Genomic DNA, 20,245 nt, shown 5'->3' with positions numbered 1-20,245 from the left:
CCTGGCGGCCTGCCCTAGTCTGACCCCATGCCGCTGCAGAGAGTTCACTTCGCCGAGGATGTTCCGGAGGTGTTCCGGGCGTCGTTGCAGGACATCCGTCGGGAGCAGGAGGTCCCGGCCGACTTCCCGCCCGAGGTGACCGCCGCGGCGGTGGCAGCGGCGGCGAACGTTCGCCTGCCGAAGCTGGATCGGACCGACATCGAGTTCGTCACGATCGACCCGCCGGACTCGATGGACCTCGACCAGGCGCTGCACATCGAGCGAACCGGCGACGGCTACACCGTGCACTACGCGATCGCCGACGTCGCCGCGTTCGTGCAGGCCGGGGACCCGATCGACGTCGAGGCCCGCAAGCGCGGCGAGACCCTGTACGCGCCGGACAAGCGCACGCCGCTGCACCCGCCGGAGCTGTCCGAGGACGAGGCCTCGCTGCTGCCCGACCAGGTCCGTCCCGCTCTGCTCTGGACGATCATGGTGGACGCGACCGGCGAAGGCACAGGCGTCACCTGCGAGCGGGCCCTGGTGAGGTCGCGGGCCAAGCTCAACTACGCCGGCGTACAACAGGACCTCGACGCAGGTACGGCGTCCGAGTCGTTGCAACTGCTGCGCGAGGTCGGGAAGCTCCGGGAGCAGCGTGAGCTGGATCGCGGCGGCGTCAACCTGCCGATCCCGGACCAGGAGGTCGTCACCTCCAACCACGGTTGGGGTCTGGAGTTCCGCGCGCCGCTGCCGGTCGAGGGCTGGAACGCGCAGATCTCCCTGCTGACCGGGATGGCCGCCGCCGAGCTGATGATGAAGGGCAAGATCGGCATCCTGCGGACGCTGCCCGAATCGCACGACGATCTGCGCCGCAAGCTCGGCAACACCGCCAAGGCGCTGGGGCTCGCCTGGCCGGACGAGACGACGTACGCCGAGTTCATCCACGGGCTCGACCCGAAGGTGCCGGCGCACGCGGCGATGCTCGCGGCCTGCACGGTGCTGTTCCGCGGCGCCGGGTACGTCGCCTTCGCGGGGAGCGTGCCGGCGTCACCGCAACATGCCGCGATGAAGGCGGAGTACGCCCATGTCACCGCGCCGCTGCGACGACTTGTCGACCGCTGGACCGGGGAGATCTGCGTCGCGCTCTCGGCCGGTGCCGAGGTGCCGGCCTGGGTGCGGGATTCGATGGACGAGATCCCGAAGATGATGGACGACGCGGACCGGCGCGCGCACGCGTACGAGCGGTCGATCGTCAGCATGGTCGAGGCCGGGCTGGTCGCGGATCAGGTCGGGTCCGAGTTCGACGGCGTGATCACCGAGGTCGACGAGCGGGAGAACAACCGCGGCATCGTCGCGCTGACCAAGGTCGCGATCGAAGGCCGGGTCACGGGCACGGCGCTGCCGCTGGGCAAGCAGGTCCGCGTGAAGCTGGTCGAGGCCGACATCGCCAAGCGCACGGTCGCGTTCGAGCTAGTCGGCTAGGTAGTCCTCGAGGGCGGCGGTGGTCCGCTCCAGGTCGCCGGTCGCGAGCAGGTCGATCAGCGCTCCACGGAGCATCGCCAGTACGCCGGTACGCCGCGCCGCGGAGTGGATCGCGTCCGGGTCCGGCTGCGTTGCCTTGAGCAACTCGAGCCAGTCGTCGACCGTCGAGCGGGCGAAGTCCGCCCACGGCCCCTCGGGCGCGACCAGGGACCGCCCGTACGCCTCGACCCAGAACGTCATCAACGGCCGCCGCTCAGGAGCTGCCATCCAGGTCCACAGCTCCCGGGCGACCACGTCCAGCCCGGGCGGTACGTCGTGCTGCTGCTGGATCCGGCGGAGCAACTCCAGCTCGTCGGCCCGGGCGCGGGCGAGCAGGGCCCGGATGAGGCCGTCCTTGCTGTCGAACAGGAACAGCAGCACGCGCGGACTGGACCCGATCGCGGTCGCCAGCGGGCGCAGCGACAGGTCGGCCAGCCCGTGCGTCAGCGAGTAGGCGTACGCGCGCTCGAGCAGTTCCTGCTGGCGCGCGGACGGGCCATCCTTCGAAAGTGGCACTGTTCTTGTGGTCGGCACCAGGCTAGTATCGCTTACTGAAACAGTCGTGTCAGTAGATCGGGTGGACGAATGATCAGGAAGCTGGGGAAGCCGGGCGATCTCGGCTGGGTAGTGCAGTCGCACGCGGAGATCTATGCGGCCGAGTACGGCTGGAGTCCGCAGTACGAGGTGCTGATCGCGCAGATCGTGGCGGCGTACGCGACCGAGCACGACGACGAGCGCGAGGCGGCGTGGATCGGGGAGGTGGACGGGGAGCGGGTCGGCAGCATCTTCTGTGTGCGCGGTCCGGACGAGACGACGGCGCAGTTGCGGCTCCTGCTCGTGACGCCGGCGGCGCGTGGGCTGAAGCTCGGTGCCGCGCTGGTCGACACGTGTTTGGAGTTTGCCCGCGCAGCCGGTTACAAGCGGATGGTGTTGTGGACCAACGATCCGCTGGTCGCGGCGCGGCACATCTACCTGTCACGCGGGTTCCGGCTGACGGCGACCGAGCCGCACGAGATGTGGGGCGACGCGCTGGTTGGGCAGACCTACGAGTTGGATCTCTAGGTCCGGCAGGCCGGAGCGCCGGGCGGCGGGGTCTTGTAGATCGCGTGCGACAGGAAGGTGTTGAGGTAGCCGTTCGTGACGGTCAGGGCATGGCGTGGGCCGACGCTGCCGAGCGGCAGGAACTTCCGGAGCGGGTAGGCCAGGTAGTAGACGCCGTAGTCGGTGAAGTTGAAATGGCGGCTGCCGGGGATCGTGGCACACCACGACGCGCCATTGCTTGCCTTGAGCAAAGACAGTGCGCGGTTGCGGTCGGCATCGTTCTTGGCGTCCGGGCCGCAGACGCTGGTGATGCAGGAGTCGTCGGCGCCGAGCAGCATGATCGGCGCCGTCACCCCCTTCGTCACCACCTCACCGAACTGGCTGCCGTCCAGGTCGACCGCGGCCGCGCAGCGTTGGTCCTGGCGGCAGGCTTCGAGTGACGCCGCACCGCCGAACGAGTGGCCGACGTACGACGGTCCGACCGAGGACTCGACCGAGCCCGGTAGCTGCTTCGCGACCATGCCGGCGGCGAACCGGGCATCGGCGGCCCAGACGGTGACGAGATGGTCGCCTACCTGCTGAGAGCCTTCGGTGCTGTCGCCGAGGTTCGGCGGGTTCGCCTCCGGCTTGCTCTCCACGGTTTGGCCGTCGAGGACGGTGAGGTTCGCGCTGTACGTCGGTGTGACGCCCGCGACGAGGTACCCGTGGCTCGCGAGATCCTCGGCGAGAGCCGCGTACATCGGAGCGGACAGGCCCATGCCCGGCATCAGTACGACGACCGGGAAGCGACCCGGCGCGACGGCTACCCGGTCCAGGGCGCGGTCCTGGAGGGTGTCGAACGGTCCTTGGAACAGCGAGACGGGCGACTTGAGGTGGAGTGCGCTCCACTGGCCGGGGGCGTACTGGACGCGGCGGCCGGTGGTCTCCTTGGCGACCGGGTACCACAGCCAGACAGCGAGCTTGCGCGGGCCGTTCGTGTACGGGTCGCGGCGCGGCGTATCGGTCCATTCGAACGTTCGGCGGCCGACCTGGTAGTTCCCGGTCAGCTCCGGCAGCGATACCGGTTCGGACCGCTGCACCAGCACCCAGCCGACGTACCCGGCCCCGCCGAGTAGCACGACCAGGAGAAGGATCACGATCCCGGTCCGCACCCGTCTCCGCATGGCTCCAGTTTCTCATCGGCTGCGGGTCGAAACGGGCTCCGACCCACGCGCGCCGCAGCACGCGTGGGTCGGAGGCCGGTTTGCTCAGCTGACGGACTGGATGATCACATCCCCTGAACCGATGAGGACATTCGTGTCCGTCCGGACCTCCACGTTGCCGTAGAGAACCCGCCCGGACGCGGGTGCCGCAGTCGGCGTCACTGTCGCCGGCGCGGTCCACACTGCGCCTGCTGCCCGCAGCGCGTTGGCGTCCGACACTGCGATCGTGCCGTACGCCGGGTTGGCGAGAACGTCGCGATAGTTGTACGTCGTCGTCCCCGACGGCACCGCGAACCCGTCGACGAGGATGACCCAGATGCCCACCGCCGGGTTGTTCACAGTGATCGACTCCACGGCGGTACTGCCCGCACTCTGCGCAGCCAGCACGCAGGTTCCGCTCGAGCAGTTGTACGCGAACAGATCGAGGTCGGCGTTGAGATCACTCGTGCCGCCGATCGCGGCCTTGAGCGAGGTCGTGCCCGGCGTCACATTCACCTGGAACTGTTGCTGTGCGCCGTCCGCGATCGTCGGGGTGGCCAGCTTCGCGCTGCCCAGTGCGGTCCCGACGGCCCTACCGGTGAACGGACCCTGCAGGTTCGTCATCGTGTAGGAGCGGCTGATCGGCTGCCCGAGGGTGCCGCTGGCGATGACGTCGGGGTTCGGCGACACCGATGCCCCCAGCAGGGACGCCGTCAGCGTGTACGGCGTCTTCAGGAGGTCCGACGTACGCCGGGCCTCGACGGTGATCTCCCACACGCCGGGCATCGGGTTGCTGACCGTACGGCTGAGCGGATCCGAGCACGTCCCGCCCGCGACCGGTGGGCTGTAGCAGTACAGGCTGTTGGTCTCGGCGTCCTCGCTGGGAAGGCCGTACGGGCTGAAGCGCAGGAATCGCGCCTGCCCGGTGCCTGCCGTCGCGTTCGGACCGGACAGGTCCACCTTCAGAGCGGTGACGCCGGCGGGCACGCGGAAGAAGTAGCTCGTGGTCTGGTTGCGACCGATCTTCCCGGTGACCGTCTTCGCCGGAGTCGCCGTCGACAGTTCGTTCGGCACCACGATCGTGTTCAGGGTCTGGAACTCGATCCCCGGTGAACTGGTGTCGTCGAACTGCAGCAGCGCCGAGTGCGCGCCGACGGACTTGGCCTTGACCAGGACCGGCAGGGACACGTCGGTGTTGAGCGGCAGCATGACGTTGCCGGCGGTGACGAAGGTGCCGTCGCCGCTGAGCCAGGACAGCTTGTACTTCACCTTGCCGGCCGGCCCGGAGGTACGCCGCAACGTGTAGGTACGGGTGTACTGCGTACCCAGGACCACGCCCTCGCGGTCGTTGATCCCGGTGCCGATGCCCGGCGTCTTGAGGAACGCGGACAGGGCGGTGCTGACCGGGACCGCGGCGGTGATGGTGTCGGTCCGCGGGCTCTTCTTCAGCAGGTTCCACGCGGCGCCGACGTTGGCCAGGCCGTTGCCCTGCTCGTAGGCGCTGTAGTCGGTCAGGAACCGCGCCGACGAGAACAGCGACTTGCGCAGTTGCGCGGGCGTGACCGACAGGCCGGTCGCCTTTGCGGCGCTGAGCAGCAGTGCGCCTGCGCCGGCCATCTGCGGCGAGGCCATCGACGTACCTTGGAACATGCCGTAGCCCGGTGGCAGCGTGTACGTGCCGACGACCGGTTGCCCTGGTTGCCAGGTCGGGACGGCCGATATCGCCGAGCCCGGCGCGACGATCTCCGGCTTGAGCGCACCGTCCTCGGCCGGGCCGCGGGACGAGAACGGGTGCAGGTTCTCGGCCGGACCGGTCTTCGAGCCGTAGTTCGCCAGCCAGCTGGCGCTGGTGATGTACGAACCGACGCTCACGACCTTCGACGCCACCGCGGGGTCGCCGATGGTGTTCATGCCCGGTCCGCTGTTACCGGCGGAGAAGAACATCTGTACGCCGTAGGTGTCGATCAGCGAGTTGTACAGCTCGGCGCGGGCGTTGTTGCCGTCGTTCAGCGCCGGCAGGCCGCCGATCGACATGTTGATCGCGTCCACGTGTGCCTGGGTGACCGCGTAGATCATGCCCTCGAGCAGTGCGTGGTTGGTGCAGCCGGCGATGAACAGGCAGACCCGGACCGAGACCAGCTTCGCGCCCGGTGCGGCGCCGCTCATCGAGCCGCCGAGGAGCTTGTTGCCTGCCACGATGCCCGCGACGTGCGAACCGTGCGCGCCGGAGACGATGCCGATGTTCACCACGTTGTCCGCCGGGTCGGTCTGCACGACGAACGGCATCGACTCACTGATCGGCGTGGCCGGGTTGTCGGTGCCGAAGTGGCCGATGTCGTAGTTGATCTTGTAGTCGGTCATCGCCGGGTTGTCGGCGAAGGTGCCGTTCTGGTTCGTGTCCACCCAGACCCTGCCGGTGGTCTTGTTCCAGGCGACGCCGAACGTACCGCTCGAGCCGGCCGGGTTGCCGTCGCGGTTGACGTCGTTGCCGAGCTCGCCGCCCAGGCGCGGATCGCGTTCGTTGAAGGTGCCGGTCTGGACACTGCCCTCGCCGGGAAGGCCGACCGTGCTGCCGTCGACCGTGGTGTTCATCTGGATCCAGGTCGGGTCGTTGTCGGCGTTCGTGTTGCCGACGAACGTCGGGTCGGTGTAGGTGACCCAGTCGACGATCTTGCGCTCGCCGGTCGACGTCGTGTTCAGCGCCGGGTGGCCGAGGTCGACGCCGGTGTCGAGGATGCCGACCGTCGTGCCGCGGCCGTCCCAGGTCGGGTGCTGGTTGACGAACTGCGCCGAGCCGATGTCACCGGTCGGCATGTACGGGTTGACCCGCGGAGTCGTTGCCTTCGGCGGCGGCTGCGGGGCCGGATCCACCGTGCCCTCGGGCCGTGGGTCCTCCAGCGGGATCACGTCGTCGACGTCCACCGCCTTGACGCCCAGGACGTTCGCCACGTCCTCGGCCTTGTCCGTGCTGATCTTGACGCGCAGGTAGCCGATCGAGTCGGTCCGCTTCTCGACGGTCCCGCCGAGCTTCGCCACCCGCTGCGCGACCTCGTTGCTCTGCCCCTTGTCGGCGGCAACCAGCAGCGTGACCGTCTTCTGGCCCTTGGTGCGTGCCTTCTGCAACAGCACCTTGTCGCTGTAGCCGAGATCCTTCTTCGGCCTCGGCGGATCGGCCGCGGCCGGCGTTACTCCGATCAGCGCTCCGACCAGCACCGCCGACAGCGCGAGAACCCCGAATTTCCTGGTTCGAGACAGCATTGTCCGAATCCCCTCCCCATGACCCCGTACCCCTGACTCGTTACAAGCTCGTGGACCCCCGGAAGCACGGTCGCACCAAAACCCGTTCATCGCCAGACCTCAACCCCACTCAAATTTGCCTGCCTCGGGGTGTCGAATTCGCGTTGTCGGCTCCGACGTCGCCGGTGAATCTCATCTCGAGGAGGCTGGAATGAACTTGCCCGAGGTCGTGTCCCGGGAGGACTGGCTGGCCGCACGGGTCGCGCTGCTGGCGGAGGAGAAGGCGTTCACGAAGCAGCGGGACGCGCTCAACACGCGGCGGCGCGAGCTGCCGATGGTGCTCGTCGACAAGCCGTACGCGTTCACGGGCGGCGGCGGCGGGCCGGCCGGGCTGCTGGAGCTGTTCGAGGGGCGGGACCAGCTGGTCGTGTACCACATCATGTACCAGCCGGAGTGGGACGCGGCGTGCCCGAACTGCACCGGGTTCGTCGACGACATCGGGTCTCAGACGGGGCTGCATGGCGCGAACACCACCTTCGCGCTGGTATCGCGGGCGCCGTACGACAAGCTCGCGGCGTACAAGGCCGAGCGCGGGTGGCAGTACCCGTGGTACTCGTCGTACGGGAGCGACTTCAACTACGACTACCACGTGACGCTGGACGAGTCGGTCATGCCGTTCTCCTACAACTACCGCTCGAAGCCCGACTGGGACCTCCGCCCCGAGGCCGACTTCATCCAGATGGAGCAGCCTTCGACCTCCACGGCCTGAGCTGCTTCCTCCGGGTGGGCGAGCAGGTCTACCACACCTACTCGACGTACGGCCGCGGCCCCGACGCCATGACCTTCACCGTAACGGCCCTGGACATGACCGCCCTGGGCCGCCAAGAACCCTGGGAGAAACCAGCCGGCCGCAGCGTCAAGCCCGACGGCCACTGCCACTGAAAGCGGCGTTCGAGGGTGGGGAACGGGTCGGTCTGTAAGCCGGATTCTGTGGTGGCGATCATCCATCTACGGTGACCGTTGCCGGGCACCTCCAGCGGCCTACCCGCGAGCTCGGGCGGGCCGCCCTCGAACGCTCGCGCGGGTGGTGGTTGCCCACCGCCCTTCTTGGCCTTGCTCCACGTGGGGTTTACCGAGCCTCCACAGTCACCTGCGGAGCTGGTGGTCTCTTACACCACCGTTTCACCCTCACCCGCACTCCCATGAACCACGGGGTTCATCGGAGCCGCTGGCGGTCTGTTCTCTGTGGCACTGTCCCGCGGGTTACCCCGGGTGGGCGTTACCCACCACGCTGCCCTGTGGAGTCCGGACTTTCCTCGGCGCCCTGGTCCAGTAGAACTGAGCCAGGACGACGCGATCGCCCGACCGACCCGTTCCGTCCCCTCAGGATACGGCCTCCTCGGACACCTCCGGCCACAGGCCGTCGGTACCGCGCTCGTACGGGCGTACGTCGACCACTGCGTCCAGGTTCAACGGTCCGTAGATGTGCGGGAAGCTCATCCCCGTCCCGTCAAGGTCCTCGTCGCACAGCGCCGACACCAGCCTCCCGGTGTCGATCACGAGCAGGCACAGCGGCTGGTCCACGTCGTCGTACGCGAAGTTCGCCACCATCGCGACCTGCTCGGGCCGGGAAGCGTGGATGAACGTGGCGCCGTCGTCGAGGCTCTTGCCGCGGGTCGACCACCGGTAGCTCCCGGCCTCGAGCGCGGCCGCCCACTGGTCCGCGAACGCGATGTGCAGAATCGTCGCCATAAACCCAACGCTAGCGCCTGCCGCCGTGGATTAAGGTGCTCGACATGGCGAACGAGGAGCAGACGGAGACCGAGGCCGGCACCGAGACGAAGCCCGCGAAGCCGGTCGACGATCTGGTGACGTCGCAGCACACGATCACCGTCGACGGGCAGGAGCTGCGGTACACGGCGACGACCGGGCGGATCGTGCTCCGGCAGGAGGTGTACACCGACGGGAAGTTCGAGGGGTTGAAGCCGAAGGCGGAGGTGTTCCTCACCGCGTACACCCTGGACGACGCCGACGCCGGGGACCGTCCGGTGACGTTCGCCTTCAACGGCGGACCGGGTTCGTCGAGCATCTGGCTGCACCTCGGACTGCTCGGCCCGCGGCGCGTGGTGTCGGGCGATGTGGGTGAGCTGGCGCCCCCGCCGTACTCGATCGTCGACAACGCGGAGACCCTGCTGAAGTACAGCGACGTCGTGTTCATCGACCCGGTGTCGACGGGGTTCTCGCGCGCGGTCGAGGGGGAGAAGCCGGGGGACTACCACGGGTTCACCCGTGACCTGGAATCGGTCGGCGAGGTGATCCGGCTGTGGACGTCGCGGAACGGGCGCTGGATGTCGCCGAAGTTCCTGGCCGGCGAGTCGTACGGTACGACGCGTGCGGCCGGACTGGCCGCGCATCTGCAGCAGCGGTACGGGTTGTACCTGAACGGCGTCATGCTGATCTCGGTCGTGCTGGAGTTCGGGACGCTCGACTTCACGCCCGGCAACGATCTGCCGTACACGCTGTTCCTGCCGACGTACGCCGCGATCGCGCACTACCACGGTCTCGTGCCGGACCAGACGCTCGAGGAACTCCTCGCCGACGCGGAACGGTTCGCGGCCGGGCGGTACCCGAATGCGCTTGCCCAGGGCAACCGGATTCCGGCGGAGTACCGGGCCGAGGTCGTCACCCGGCTGGCCGCGCTGACCGGGCTCAGCGAGGACTACATCGACCGGGTGAACCTGCGGATCGAGCACGGCCGGTTCTTCGCCGAACTGCTGCGGTCGCGCCGGCAGGTGGTCGGGCGGATCGACGGTCGCTTCACCGGCTGGGATCCGGATGCGGCCGGCGAGCGGCAGGACCGCGACCCGTCGATGAACGCGATCACCGGTCCGTACGCTGCGGCGCTCAACCACTACGTCCGTGTCGAGCTCGGGTACGAGAACGACCTGCCGTACGAGGTGCTCAACATGGACGCGGCGAGGAACTGGTCGTTCAAGGAGTTCGAGGGCCAGCAGATCATGGTCGCGGACAAGCTCGCCGAGGCGATGCGCGTCAACCCGCACCTCAAGGTGTACGTCGCGTCCGGGCACTACGACGGCGCGACGCCGTACTTCGCCACCGAGCACACGTTGGCGCGCCTGCAGATCCCGGCGGAGCTGACCGGCAACATCGAGACGAGGTACTACCCGGCGGGCCACATGATGTACATCCACGAGGACTCCCGCGTGCAGCAGGCCGCGGACCTCGGCGCGTTCATCGGCACCGCATCCAACCGATGACGCCGTACGCCGAGATCTCGTCGAAGTACCTGACCCTGGCGGACGAGCTGCTGCCGGATCGGGTCCGCGGGCTGTACCTGACGGGCTCGATCCCGCTGGGCGACTTCCGGCCGGGCCGCAGCGATATCGACGGTGTGGTCGTGGTCGACAGGCCGGTGACGCAGGACGAGGTCCGCCCTCTCCACACCGGCCTGCCGGAGCGCCCGTACTTCGATGTCGTGTACCTGACCGCGCCGACCCTCGCGGCCCCGCCGGACCTCCGCGCATCAGTTGTCTGCACGATCGACGGTCAGCTCCAGGCAGGCGGTGTGAGCCCGGTGCTGTGGTCGGAGCTGGCGCGTCAGTCGATCGCGGTGCGGGAGGTGCCGGGCTTGAAGGTCCATGACGATCAGCAGGCTCTCGTCGACTACACGCGGGCCAACCTCACGTCGTACTGGGCGCCGCTGCTGGATCGGGTGGAGAACCGCTTTGCCGACGCTCCGGGGGATGAGGTGATCGACGGCTGGATCATCCCGTGGTGTGTGCTCGGCGTACCGCGGCTGCACGCGCTGCTTGCCGAGGGCAACATCGTCTCCAAGACGGCTGCGGGCGAGCACGGGGCCGCGACGTTCCCGGCGTACGCCGGACTCTGCCGGCGCGCGATCGACCATCGCGCCGGTACGGAGGTTGTCTTCACCGCCGCCGATGCGATCGACGCCGTCGCGTTCGGCCGGACGGTGATTGCCTCCGCCGGGGAGCTCTGATGAGCATTCTGGTCCGCCCGGCCGGACCTGTGCACACCGCCGCCGTTCCGGGAGTCGTGCTCCGTGCGCCGTCATTAGAGGACACCTTTCTGTTGGGACGCCTGTACTTCGAGGCCTACGAGCCTGGCGTTGCCTCGTCGACCGAGACCGAAGCAATTGAAGACATCGAGCTGACCTTCGAAGGCCACTACGGCGTACTGGACCTGAACCTGAGCCGGCTGGCCTGGTCGGGCGACGAGTTGGCAGGCGCAATGCTGATCGTGAAGCGAGCGCCGTGGCCCGATACCCCGGACTGCCCCTTCATCATCGAACTGTTCACCGCCCCGAGCTACCGACGGCGGGGGATCGCGCGGCTGCTGTTGGCCTGCTGTGCAACGTCGACGGTCGCTCTGCGAGTCGAGGACTCCAATGCTCCCGCACTCACACTGTATCGCGATCTGGGCTTCGTCGACGGATGAACTTTGTATCTGTGGATAACTGAATCGCCTTGAAAATAAGGGGATTCTGGGTTGGGAACTGTCGGTGGGTGTGTCTATCGTTGTGGGCATGGAACTTCTGGGTGAGCGGCCGGTCTGGTCGATGAGCGACAGCGAGCTGCTGCCGACCATTGACCAGGTTGACGCTGCAGTCACCCAGCTTCTGACCTACCGCCTGCAGCTCATCGCCCGTGTCGACGAGATCGGTCTGGCCGCGGAGCTCGGCGCCCGCGACACCGCCGAACTGCTTGCCATGCGCCACCGCATCGACCGCCGTGACGCCCACCGCGACGTCAAGCTGTCGCGCAGCCTGCCGAAGTACGACGCCGTCTCGACTGCCCTCACCGACGAGACTCGACCGCTCCGTCCAGCCCAGGCGGGCGCGATCGTCAGTGCGCTGGAGCGAGTCGGCTCCAGAGTCGCGGTGGAAGACCTCGAAGTGGCGGAGGAGCAGTTGGTCAAGCTCGCCGCGCACCTGTCGCCAGGAGAGCTCGCCAAGGCCGCACGACAGATCTGCGACCTGCTGGACTCCGACGGCCCCGAGCCCGACGAGAACGCGGCGTACGCCCGCGAGTCGCTGACCCTGATCGAGGCCGAGAACGGCGTCAAGTTCCGCGGCTACCTGGCCAACGAGAACGCCGAACTCCTCCGATCCCGCATCCACGCCGCCGCCCGCCCCCACAAGACCCACGACGGCGAACTCGACCCCCGCACCCGCGAAAAGCGCCAAGCAGACGCCCTCACAACCACCCTCACCATCGCCGCCGCAGCCACCGAAACCGGCTTCAAACCACCCACCACCAACAGCCGCCCCACAGGAGCTGCCCTCGAAAACGCCACCCCGGTCGATGCAGCAGCCGCCGCAGCCGCAGCCGCTGCCACGCACGACGGCGCCACGGGTGACGCAACGGCATATGCCTCGGCGAACTCGGCGAGGACCAGGCCGGCCGGGAATGGTTCGGCCAACGGTGGCTCGGCCGGGGACGGCTCGGCCAACGACGGCTCGGTCGCGGATGGATCAGGTGCGTACTGTGCGGATCGTTGGGTGCCTGGGTACGGTGCGAAGGCGAACATCACCGTCACGATCGATTTCGACGACCTGAGGTCTGCCGTTGCCAACGCGACCGGCGAACTCGTGTACGGCGATGGGCTCTCAGCCGCGGCGATCCGCCGGATGGCGTGTGACGCGAAGATCATCCCGCTGGTACTCGGATCCAACTCCGAGCCGCTCGACGTCGGGCGGGCCGAGCGCCTGGTGACGCGGGCGATGCGTCGCGCCTTGAACGTTCGCGACAAAGGCTGCGTAGTGTGTGGCGCCCCGCCGATCCACTGCGACGCACACCACCTTCAGTCGTGGATCGACGGCGGCGAAACCGCGATCCACAACCTGGTACTCCTCTGCCGAGCACACCATCGCGCCCTCCACGCCGGCCACTGGGTAATCACCATCACCGACGGACACATCCAGGTGTCCCGCCCCAGCTGGGCCGATCCACCACCCCAACGCAGACCAAGCGTGCCATCTCTCCTCGCGGCAACCCCCGCCCCGCGACCAGACACCCGTGCCTCCGCAGGACCTCCCACGAGACCTCCCGCGCGGAGACGTCCCGGTGGCCGTTCAGGAGTGTCTGCTGAACGGCGTACGACCCGACGTCCTGGTCCCTGGTCAGCCGACGAAACAACGACGCAGGAAGCCGCTCACTCCGCACTCCAAGGCGATTCGGTGGCAACCAATCCAGCTCAGCCAACCCCACACGCCCGAGACAGCTCGTTGAGCTCGACCAAACCCATTCCCCCAGACCCCTGGGCCGATACACCACTCACCTAGCACTCCACATCCGCCCCGGTGCCACACCTACCGCGGCTGTGCCCACGCGCACGCCGCCGCGCGGGTGCCAGAACAAACCTGGTCGGGACGTGACGGCGTGGACGTGACGGCGTGGACGTGACCGTGCGAATGCCAGGCAGGAAGTGGCCGGCACACGGCGGATGTGGCGTGGCGGGGCGGATGTGGCGTGGATGCTGATGTGACGATGCTGACCTGCGGATGCTGGGGATGAAGTGGTCGGGACACGGCGGACGTGGACGTGGACGTGACAGGACGGACGTGGACGCGCGGACGCTGACGTACGGGCTGCCGTGCGGATGCGGGGGAAGTGGTGGGGACACGTCGGATGTGGACGTGGCGGGGCGGAGGTGACAGCGCGGACGCTTCCCCCCGGCATCCGCACGTGTGCGGTGTGTTGAGTTACAGGTAGATGCGGAAGCCTGAGAAGGGGCGGTGGTCGAAGGATTTGTAGAAGGCTTCCGCTGTGTCGGTGACTAGGTCTATGCGTTGGGCTCCGGTTAGGGGTGCGGCGTACTCCAGGAGCGCGCGGCCGATGCCTTTGCGGCGGTGGGCCTGGTGGACTGCTAGTTGGGACAGGTGGGCCTGGATGTGGCCGTCGCTTTGTAGGTAGGCGAAACCGATGACCTGCTCGCCGTCGAGTGCGACGACAGTTGTCACGCCCGGTGCAGTGCAGACCGCGTGGGCGCGTGCGGGGTCGGCGGGGAGGCTGGGCCAGTGTTCGGCTTCGCAGATCGCGAGGATGCCTGGGAGGTGGGCTTCGCGATACTGCGTGATGTTCACGGCAGGGTGAGGACTTCGGCGCCGGTGTCGGTGACTACGAGGGTGTGTTCGAACTGGGCGGTGCGGGACTTGTCCTTGGTGGTGGCGGTCCAGCCGTCGTCCCAGAGGTCGTACTCGTAGGTGCCGAGGGTGAGCATCGGCTCGATGGTGAAGGTCATGCCGGGCTCGATGACGTCGTTGAAGCGTTCGTCGTCGTAGTGCGGGATGATCAGGCCGGAATGGAACGACGTCGAGATGCCGTGGCCGGTGAAGTCGCGGACGACGCCGTACCCGAAGCGCTTGGCGTAGGACTCGATCACGCGGCCGATGATGCTGACCTGCCGGCCGGGTTTGACCGCCTTGATGCCGCGGTTCAGGGCCTCCAGCGTGCGCTCGACCAGCAGCCGGCTCTCCTCGTCGACGTCGCCGACCAGGAACGTCGCGTTGGTGTCGCCGTGCACACCGTCGAGGTACGCCGTGATGTCGACGTTGACGATGTCGCCGTCCTCGAGCGGACGGTCGTCGGGGATGCCGTGGCAGATGACCTCGTTCACCGAGGTGCACAGCGACTTCGGGTAGCCGCGGTAGCCCAGCGTCGACGGGTACGCGTTGCGCTCGATCAGGTACTCGTGTCCGACCGCGTCCAGCTCGTCGGTCGTCACCCCCGGCTTGGCCGCCGCACCGACCGCCTGCAACGCCTGCGCGGCCAGCTTGCTCGCGACCCGCATCTTCTCGATCAGCTCGGGCGACGTCACGTACGAACCGTCGAACGGCGTCGGCGCCGGCTTGTCGACGTACTCCGGGCGCGGGATGGAGGCGGGTACGTCGCGGCGCGGCGAAATGACGCCAGCAGTAAGGATCGACATGGTGAGATCATTCTATTCAGCTGCGACAAGACTCCCGGGAGGTAGGTCATCCAGATGAGCGACGATCACAGCAACGAGTGGTACTTCAACACCAAGACCGGCAAGGTCGAGCCGTACTCCGGAGCGAAGTCGGGCGACCGGCTCGGCCCGTACAGCTCCCCGGAGGAAGCCGCCCGCGCGCTCGACAAGGTCCAGGAACGCAACGAGGCCTGGGAGAACGACCCCAAGTGGGACGACGACTGACGAGTTCCGACCACAACATGCCGAGGGGCACCACCGACTCCGGTGGTGCCCCTCAGGTTTGTCGTGACGGACGTCGCGCGAGCGCGGACGTCCGGATCAGCGGGCTACCCGCCGAGCCGCGGTCTTGCGAGCCGGGGCCTTCTTCGCGGCGGTCTTGCGGACCGCCGTCTTCTTCGCCGCGACGCGCTTGGCCGGCGCCTTCTTGGCAGCGGCCTTCACCGGCGCCTTCTTGGCGGCAACCTTCTTGGCGGCGGTCTTGCGGGCCGGGGCCTTCTTGGCGGCCGTCTTGCGAGCGACGGTCTTCTTCGCCGTCGTCTTCTTGGCGGCGGTCGTGCGCTTGGCCGTCGTCTTCTTCGCCGCCGTCGTCTTCTTGGCAGCGGTTGCGCGCTTCGCCGGCGCCTTCTTCGCAACGGTCTTGCGGGCCGTGACCTTCTTCGCCGGGGCCTTCTTGGCGGTGGTCTTCTTCGCGGTGGCCGTCTTCCCAACAGCCCGCTTCGCCGGCGCCTTCTTCGCCACCGTCTTCTTAGCGGCGGTCTTCTTGGCCGCACTCACCTTCTTCGTCGCTGTCTTCTTTGCTGCGCTGACCTTGCGCGCGGTTGTCGTCCGCTTCGCCGGGGCCTTCTTCGCGACAGTCTTCTTGGCGGGAGAAGCCTTTTTGGCTGTCGCCTTCCCTGCGGCTGCCTTCTTGGCTGGCACTCTGCCTCCTTGGTGCGGCTGAGGAAAACCACGGTGGATTCCTCGTCGTCATGATGATGACAACACTTGTGCGCCACGTAAAGCACCCGAAACGTCTACAGGTTAAGGCGAACTGGCGGCAAAGAGCGGCGCAAATGCCGAAAATCCTTGTGCAGAAGGGATTCCGCCGTGCCGTGAGCATGCCGGATAGGCTCAAGAATTTCTTGGCGACACGCGGCAGAATCTGCCGTGAAGTGCCCCGATCGGCGAGTGTTGTCCTCGGCAACGTCCTGCGAAGGTGAGGTGCGACGGACCTGTGAAGAGCGTGTACGACGACGTCGGCAACGTGGTCGGACTACCTGCCGCGGTACGTCGTGTGGTGAGCATCGTGCCGTCGTTGACGGAGTCGATCGCGGTCACGCATCCGTCGTTGATCGTTGGTGCGACCGACTGGTGTACGCATCCCGCGGACCTCGACGTCGTACGTGTTCGCGGTACCAAGAATCCTGATGTCGAGCGCATCGCCGAGCTCGCGCCGGACGTCGTCGTGGCGAACGCCGAGGAGAATCGCGCGGCCGATCTCGACGCGTTGCGCGAGCACGGAATCGCGGTCTGGGTGACCGCGCCGGCAACAGTGCCCGAATCACTCGACTCACTCGGTCGCATGCTGTCCGCGATCGTCGGTGACGTGCCGGCATGGTTGGAGCAAGCGCGAGTTGTGTGGAGTTCGCCGTACGACGGAATGCGCCGGCGGGCGGTGATACCGATCTGGCGGCGGCCGTGGATGGCGTTGGGGCGGGACACGTTCGCGGGCGATCTACTCTCCCGGATCGGCATCGACAACGTGCTTGCGGAATCCGGCGAGCGTTATCCAAGGTTCGACCCGGACGCGTTACCGGAGTACGGCATCGTGGTGCTTCCGGACGAGCCTTATGCCTTTTCTCCGGCGGATGGTCCGGAGGCGTTCGGCAATCCGGCACGGTGCATCTCGGGGCGGCATCTCACCTGGTACGGGCCGTCGCTCGTCGAGGCGCGGGAGGTCCTGGCCGGCCAGTTGGAGTGATGTCCGCCACGGTAGCTGCGTTGTCATCTAGACGGTTAGGTATGCCTCACCTACACTCGCCGAGTGCCGTCGATGACCGCGAAGAAGAAGTGCTGCAAGGACAAGCCGAGGTGCAAGAAGTGCCCGGTGGTGCTGATGCGCCTGTCCAAGGCAGGCTGCGCGAAGCGCATCGACAAGGTCCACTACAAGGTGGACAAGAAGGTCCCGAAGAAGGTCTTCAAGGCGGCGCGCGCCCGCTAGGACGCCCGTCGCAGTGTGATCGCGTCGGCCGCTTGCCGCAGCAGGCCCGGGATGGTGACGTGCGCGGCCTGACCGGTCGCTTCGAGGTCGTCGCCGTACCACCAGCCGTGCGCGCTGATGGTCTGCAGCTCGAGCTCCTCCTGGTTCGCGAAGGTCACGTCGACGCTGTCCACCGCGACCGCGAAGAACGTCTGGTGCTGGATGATCTGGCACCCGCCCCACTCGAACTCGATCGTGTTCGTCGCCACCGGCACACCGAGCGCGTCGGCCGGCAGCACGATCCCGACCTCTTCGCGCAGTTCACGACTGGCCGCTTCGCCGACGGTCTCACCGGCTTCGACGCCACCGCCGATGGTGAACCAGTACGGCGTCTGCGGTTTCAGCGGATCCCAGCCGTGCAGCAGCAGCACCTTGCCGTCCGGACGCACCGGCAGCACGCGGGCCGTCGTCCGGCGTCGGACCGTTCCTGGTGGTGGCAGCTGAGATTCGCTCACACCACAAAACGGTAAGGGACGCGGCTTGCTGTTCGTCGGGTGCTGCGGCGCGTCTCACATGGTTGCCGCAGACATCTACGATCGGTGGCATGGCGAGTATCGGTCTTGGGCTGGCAGCGCTGGGACGTCCGGGGTACATCAATCTCGGGCACGACGAGGATCTCCCGCCGGGACGGGCGGTCGACGATCTCCGGGTGCGCACGCACCAGCTGCTCGAGCAGGCCTGGCAGGCCGGTGTTCGGTACTTCGACGCCGCGCGTTCGTACGGTCTTGCCGAGAAGTTCCTCGGCGAGTGGCTCACGCCGGAGCGCCGTAGGCAACTCACGATCGGGTCGAAGTGGGGCTACACGTACGTCGGTGAATGGCGGCACGACGCGGACACGCACGAGGTGAAGAGTCACGACCTCGCCACGTTCGAGCGGCAGTGGCCGGAGACCCTTCAAGCGCTTGGTGGACCGCCGGACTTCTACCTCGTCCACAGCCTCACCGCCGACAGTCCCGCGCTCGGCGACAAGCGTTTGCTCGACCGCCTGCGCGAACTCACGGACTCCGGCGTTCGCGTCGGCCTCTCCACGAGCGGACCACGTCAGGCCGAGACCCTTCGCAAGGCAGTCGCCCTGGGTACGCCGTTCTCCGCCGTACAGGCGACCTGGAACGTCCTGGAGCCCTCTGCAGGACCGGCCCTCGACGAGGCCCACGCAGCCGGCTGGTTCGTCGTGGTCAAAGAGGCGGTCGCGAACGGGCGCCTCACCAGCCGTGCCGGTGAGACGCCCTTCAACGAGTTCGCGCACCAGCACGGCGTCGCCCCCGACGCGCTGGCGATCGGCGCAGCCGCGGCTCAACCTTGGGCCGACATCGTCCTCAGTGGAGCCACGACTGCTTCCCAACTGGCGAGCAACCTCGCCTATCGAACTGACGGACCTTTGACCGAGTTCATCCAGCAGCCCGAGGAGTACTGGACCGAACGGTCGGCCCTACCGTGGATCTGAGCTCCTCCCGGAGCGCACTCCCGCCCGATCCGGCCTTCGCTGCCGATGCCAGAGCGGCGTCCGGCTGCGGCGCCGGGACCGGCGGGCACTTGACGTCGGAGCGGTTCCCTGGCAGACGGGCCGGAAGCGCACCGGTCTCCAGGTACGCCGCGATGCGGTCGTCCGTGCAGGCCACACCGGACAGCGAGCCGGCATGCGTCGTACCGCCGACACCTTCGATCAGCACCGAGTGCGGGAACGTCTTGCGGGTCTGCAAGGCGCCCGAGTACGGCGTTGCCGCGTCGAGGGTCTCGTTGATCAGCAGCGCGCTCTGGACGTGACGGCCGTCGACCTTCACCGGGTTGCCGGCCTTGGCGGGCCAGAAGGCGCACGGTGCGTTGAACCATGCGTTGTTCCAGGTCAGAAACGGCGCCTTGGCGTAGATTCGCCAGTTGTCACGGCGCCAGGTGTTCCAGTTGGTCGGCCACTTCGCGTCGGTGCAGGACACTCCGAGGTAGACCGCGTACCCGTTGTCGTCGAACGGCGGGGAGCCGTACAGGGCGACCAGCGGAGCGGCGTCGTGGTTGTGGACCCAGCCGGCGAAGGCGCTCGCCACATCCACCCAGCCGTACACGTAGTACGCGGCCTGGGTGAAGATGTCGTTCCACTCGTCCGGCCCGATCTTGCCGTCGGCGGGATGGCCGATCAGTTTGTACATTTCGGCGTAGTACCGCAGTTCGACGGCGCGCTCGGTGGTGCCGAGATGCCAGACGGAGTTGTGCGCGGCGACGTACGCGAAGAACACCTTGACGCTCTTGTTGAAGGCGATGTCCTGGTCGAGGTTGGCCTTGTACCAGACGCGGGTCGCGTTCACGACGCCGTCGAAGATGACGCGACGGAAGCGGTTCGGGTACAACGTGCCGTACACCTGGCCGAGGTACGTGCCGTACGAGAAGCCGTAGTAGTTGATCTGCGGGGCGCCGAGCGCCTTACGGATGCTCTCCATGTCGCGGACCGAGTCCAGCGTGGTCAGGTGACCGAGCAGTGCGTGTTGTGCGCTGTTGCAGGCCTTCGCGTAGGCCTTCGAGCGGTTGATCCAGACCTGCTCGAGCTTCGGTGTCACCGGGACGTAGAACGGACGGTTGTAACCGGCGTAGTCCGGGATGCAGCTCAGTGCGGGCTGGCTCGAACCGACACCGCGCGGATCGAAACCGATCCAGTCGTACGCGTCGCCGGCGCCGTTCGGCACGAACTCACCGAAGATCGCGTAGATCAGTCCGGAAGCGCCCGGTCCGCCCGGGTTCACCAGCATCGGACCCTGTGCCTGCGAATCCGGTGTCTTGTGCATCACCCGCGACACCGCGAGCTTGATCTTCGTTCCACCCGGGTGCTCGTAGTCCAACGGCACCACGACGAACCCGCATTGCGCGCCCCGGCCGGCGAGCGTCGCGCTTGTGCACGCGCCCCATTGGACCGGCGGTGGCGTGTAGCTCGCCGGCTTGTGCCCGGACGAGCTGGACGGTGCGGCACTCGCGGCTGGAATGGAGCTGATTACTCCGGCAACCAGCGCGAACGAGACGCCTGCGGCAACAAATAATCGACGAATTCTCATCGGCCCTCCCCTTTTGCCGC

At 67.5% G+C, this 20,245-nt stretch carries 21 protein-coding genes and 1 other RNA gene; 12 read left to right on the top strand and 10 right to left on the bottom strand.

The genetic code is table 11. The features are described from left to right. The first annotated feature begins 27 nt into the window (after positions 1-27). A complete protein-coding gene (locus ACIA58_RS14995; protein ID WP_396404210.1) occupies positions 28-1,461 on the top strand; it encodes an RNB domain-containing ribonuclease in 1,434 nt (477 codons plus the stop codon). Here the strand turns inward: ACIA58_RS14995 and ACIA58_RS14990 are convergent. Continuing rightward, positions 1,450-2,016 carry a TetR/AcrR family transcriptional regulator gene (locus ACIA58_RS14990; protein ID WP_396404209.1) on the bottom strand — a complete coding sequence of 189 codons (567 nt, stop codon included), beginning with the start codon at positions 2,014-2,016 and terminating at the stop codon, positions 1,450-1,452. The two genes, ACIA58_RS14995 and ACIA58_RS14990, sit on opposite strands and share 12 nt — an antisense overlap. Positions 2,017-2,085: 69 nt before the next feature. Here ACIA58_RS14990 and ACIA58_RS14985 point away from each other — a divergent pair, with 69 nt between their 5' ends. Beyond that, a complete protein-coding gene (locus tag ACIA58_RS14985; RefSeq protein ID WP_396404208.1) occupies positions 2,086-2,562 on the top strand; it encodes a GNAT family N-acetyltransferase in 477 nt (158 codons plus the stop codon). Here the strand turns inward: ACIA58_RS14985 and ACIA58_RS14980 are convergent. Together ACIA58_RS14980 and ACIA58_RS14975 are read right to left on the bottom strand one after the other, a co-directional pair. Next, positions 2,559-3,704 carry an alpha/beta hydrolase family protein gene (locus ACIA58_RS14980; RefSeq protein WP_396404207.1) on the bottom strand — a complete coding sequence of 382 codons (1,146 nt, stop codon included), beginning with the start codon at positions 3,702-3,704 and terminating at the stop codon, positions 2,559-2,561. The genes ACIA58_RS14985 and ACIA58_RS14980 overlap by 4 nt on opposite strands. 84 nt (positions 3,705-3,788) lie before the next feature. Further along, a complete protein-coding gene (locus ACIA58_RS14975) occupies positions 3,789-6,980 on the bottom strand; it encodes a S8 family serine peptidase (protein ID WP_396404206.1) in 3,192 nt (1,063 codons plus the stop codon). Between the two features lie 190 nt (positions 6,981-7,170). Here ACIA58_RS14975 and ACIA58_RS14970 point away from each other — a divergent pair, with 190 nt between their 5' ends. Next, positions 7,171-7,728, top strand: a complete 558-nt coding sequence (locus ACIA58_RS14970; RefSeq protein WP_396404205.1) for a DUF899 family protein — start codon at positions 7,171-7,173, stop codon at positions 7,726-7,728. Positions 7,729-7,742: 14 nt separating this feature from the next. Continuing rightward, complete coding sequence (locus tag ACIA58_RS14965) at positions 7,743-7,901, top strand: DUF899 family protein (protein WP_396404204.1); 159 nt, start codon at positions 7,743-7,745, stop codon at positions 7,899-7,901. 19 nt (positions 7,902-7,920) lie between these two features. Here the strand turns inward: ACIA58_RS14965 and rnpB are convergent. Further along, positions 7,921-8,332: RNase P RNA component class A (gene rnpB / locus ACIA58_RS14960), an RNA gene on the bottom strand. Between the two features lie 10 nt (positions 8,333-8,342). Beyond that, positions 8,343-8,711, bottom strand: a complete 369-nt coding sequence (locus tag ACIA58_RS14955; protein WP_396404203.1) for a DUF952 domain-containing protein — start codon at positions 8,709-8,711, stop codon at positions 8,343-8,345. A gap of 44 nt (positions 8,712-8,755) precedes the next feature. Here ACIA58_RS14955 and ACIA58_RS14950 point away from each other — a divergent pair, with 44 nt between their 5' ends. From ACIA58_RS14950 to ACIA58_RS14935, 4 genes are all read left to right on the top strand, one after another. Beyond that, on the top strand, positions 8,756-10,237 hold the full coding sequence (locus tag ACIA58_RS14950; protein WP_396404202.1) for a S10 family peptidase: 1,482 nt from the start codon (positions 8,756-8,758) through the stop codon (positions 10,235-10,237). Then, positions 10,234-10,980 carry a nucleotidyltransferase domain-containing protein gene (locus ACIA58_RS14945; RefSeq protein ID WP_396404201.1) on the top strand — a complete coding sequence of 249 codons (747 nt, stop codon included), beginning with the start codon at positions 10,234-10,236 and terminating at the stop codon, positions 10,978-10,980. The genes ACIA58_RS14950 and ACIA58_RS14945 overlap by 4 nt, the downstream gene beginning before the upstream one ends. Beyond that, the gene (locus ACIA58_RS14940; protein WP_396404200.1) at positions 10,980-11,438 is read left to right on the top strand and encodes a GNAT family N-acetyltransferase; all 459 of its coding nucleotides are present in this window, start codon (positions 10,980-10,982) and stop codon (positions 11,436-11,438) included. The genes ACIA58_RS14945 and ACIA58_RS14940 overlap by 1 nt, the downstream gene beginning before the upstream one ends. 88 nt (positions 11,439-11,526) lie before the next feature. Then, positions 11,527-13,284, top strand: a complete 1,758-nt coding sequence (locus ACIA58_RS14935) for a DUF222 domain-containing protein (RefSeq protein WP_396404199.1) — start codon at positions 11,527-11,529, stop codon at positions 13,282-13,284. 420 nt (positions 13,285-13,704) lie between these two features. On the opposite strand, the gene ACIA58_RS14930 is transcribed toward ACIA58_RS14935, so the two are convergent. Together ACIA58_RS14930 and map are read right to left on the bottom strand one after the other, a co-directional pair. Next, positions 13,705-14,085 (bottom strand): GNAT family N-acetyltransferase, encoded by a 381-nt coding sequence (locus tag ACIA58_RS14930; RefSeq protein ID WP_396404198.1) that lies wholly within the window; start codon positions 14,083-14,085, stop codon positions 13,705-13,707. Further along, positions 14,082-14,930, bottom strand: coding sequence for a type I methionyl aminopeptidase (gene map / locus ACIA58_RS14925; RefSeq protein ID WP_396404197.1), 849 nt, complete (start codon positions 14,928-14,930; stop codon positions 14,082-14,084). Before map ends, ACIA58_RS14930 begins: the two co-directional genes overlap by 4 nt. Before the next feature lie 54 nt (positions 14,931-14,984). Here map and ACIA58_RS14920 point away from each other — a divergent pair, with 54 nt between their 5' ends. Continuing rightward, positions 14,985-15,173, top strand: coding sequence for a hypothetical protein (locus ACIA58_RS14920; RefSeq protein ID WP_396404196.1), 189 nt, complete (start codon positions 14,985-14,987; stop codon positions 15,171-15,173). A gap of 96 nt (positions 15,174-15,269) precedes the next feature. Here the strand turns inward: ACIA58_RS14920 and ACIA58_RS14915 are convergent, their stop codons facing one another. Further along, on the bottom strand, positions 15,270-15,869 hold the full coding sequence (locus tag ACIA58_RS14915) for a histone H1-like repetitive region-containing protein (RefSeq protein WP_396404195.1): 600 nt from the start codon (positions 15,867-15,869) through the stop codon (positions 15,270-15,272). Positions 15,870-16,164: 295 nt separating this feature from the next. On the opposite strand from ACIA58_RS14915, the gene ACIA58_RS14910 reads away from it, so the two are divergent. Together ACIA58_RS14910 and ACIA58_RS14905 are read left to right on the top strand one after the other, a co-directional pair. Further along, the gene (locus ACIA58_RS14910) at positions 16,165-16,911 is read left to right on the top strand and encodes a helical backbone metal receptor (protein ID WP_396404194.1); all 747 of its coding nucleotides are present in this window, start codon (positions 16,165-16,167) and stop codon (positions 16,909-16,911) included. A 63-nt stretch (positions 16,912-16,974) separates the two neighbouring features. Next, the gene (locus ACIA58_RS14905; protein ID WP_396405000.1) at positions 16,975-17,151 is read left to right on the top strand and encodes a hypothetical protein; all 177 of its coding nucleotides are present in this window, start codon (positions 16,975-16,977) and stop codon (positions 17,149-17,151) included. Here ACIA58_RS14905 and ACIA58_RS14900 read toward each other — a convergent pair. Further along, positions 17,148-17,645, bottom strand: a complete 498-nt coding sequence (locus tag ACIA58_RS14900) for an NUDIX hydrolase (RefSeq protein ID WP_396404193.1) — start codon at positions 17,643-17,645, stop codon at positions 17,148-17,150. The genes ACIA58_RS14905 and ACIA58_RS14900 overlap by 4 nt on opposite strands. Before the next feature lie 89 nt (positions 17,646-17,734). On the opposite strand from ACIA58_RS14900, the gene ACIA58_RS14895 reads away from it, so the two are divergent. After that, entirely contained in the window at positions 17,735-18,634 is a 900-nt protein-coding gene (locus ACIA58_RS14895; RefSeq protein WP_396404192.1) for an aldo/keto reductase, read from the top strand. Here the strand turns inward: ACIA58_RS14895 and ACIA58_RS14890 are convergent. Then, positions 18,579-20,225: an alpha/beta fold hydrolase gene (locus ACIA58_RS14890; protein WP_396404191.1), complete on the bottom strand. Its 1,647-nt coding sequence runs from the start codon at positions 20,223-20,225 to the stop codon at positions 18,579-18,581. The genes ACIA58_RS14895 and ACIA58_RS14890 overlap by 56 nt on opposite strands. Positions 20,226-20,245: the final 20 nt, after the last annotated feature.

This window comes from Kribbella sp. NPDC051586, assembly GCF_044453965.1.
Classification (GTDB): domain Bacteria; phylum Actinomycetota; class Actinomycetes; order Propionibacteriales; family Kribbellaceae; genus Kribbella.
This window is presented reverse-complemented; position numbering and strand designations above follow the sequence as displayed.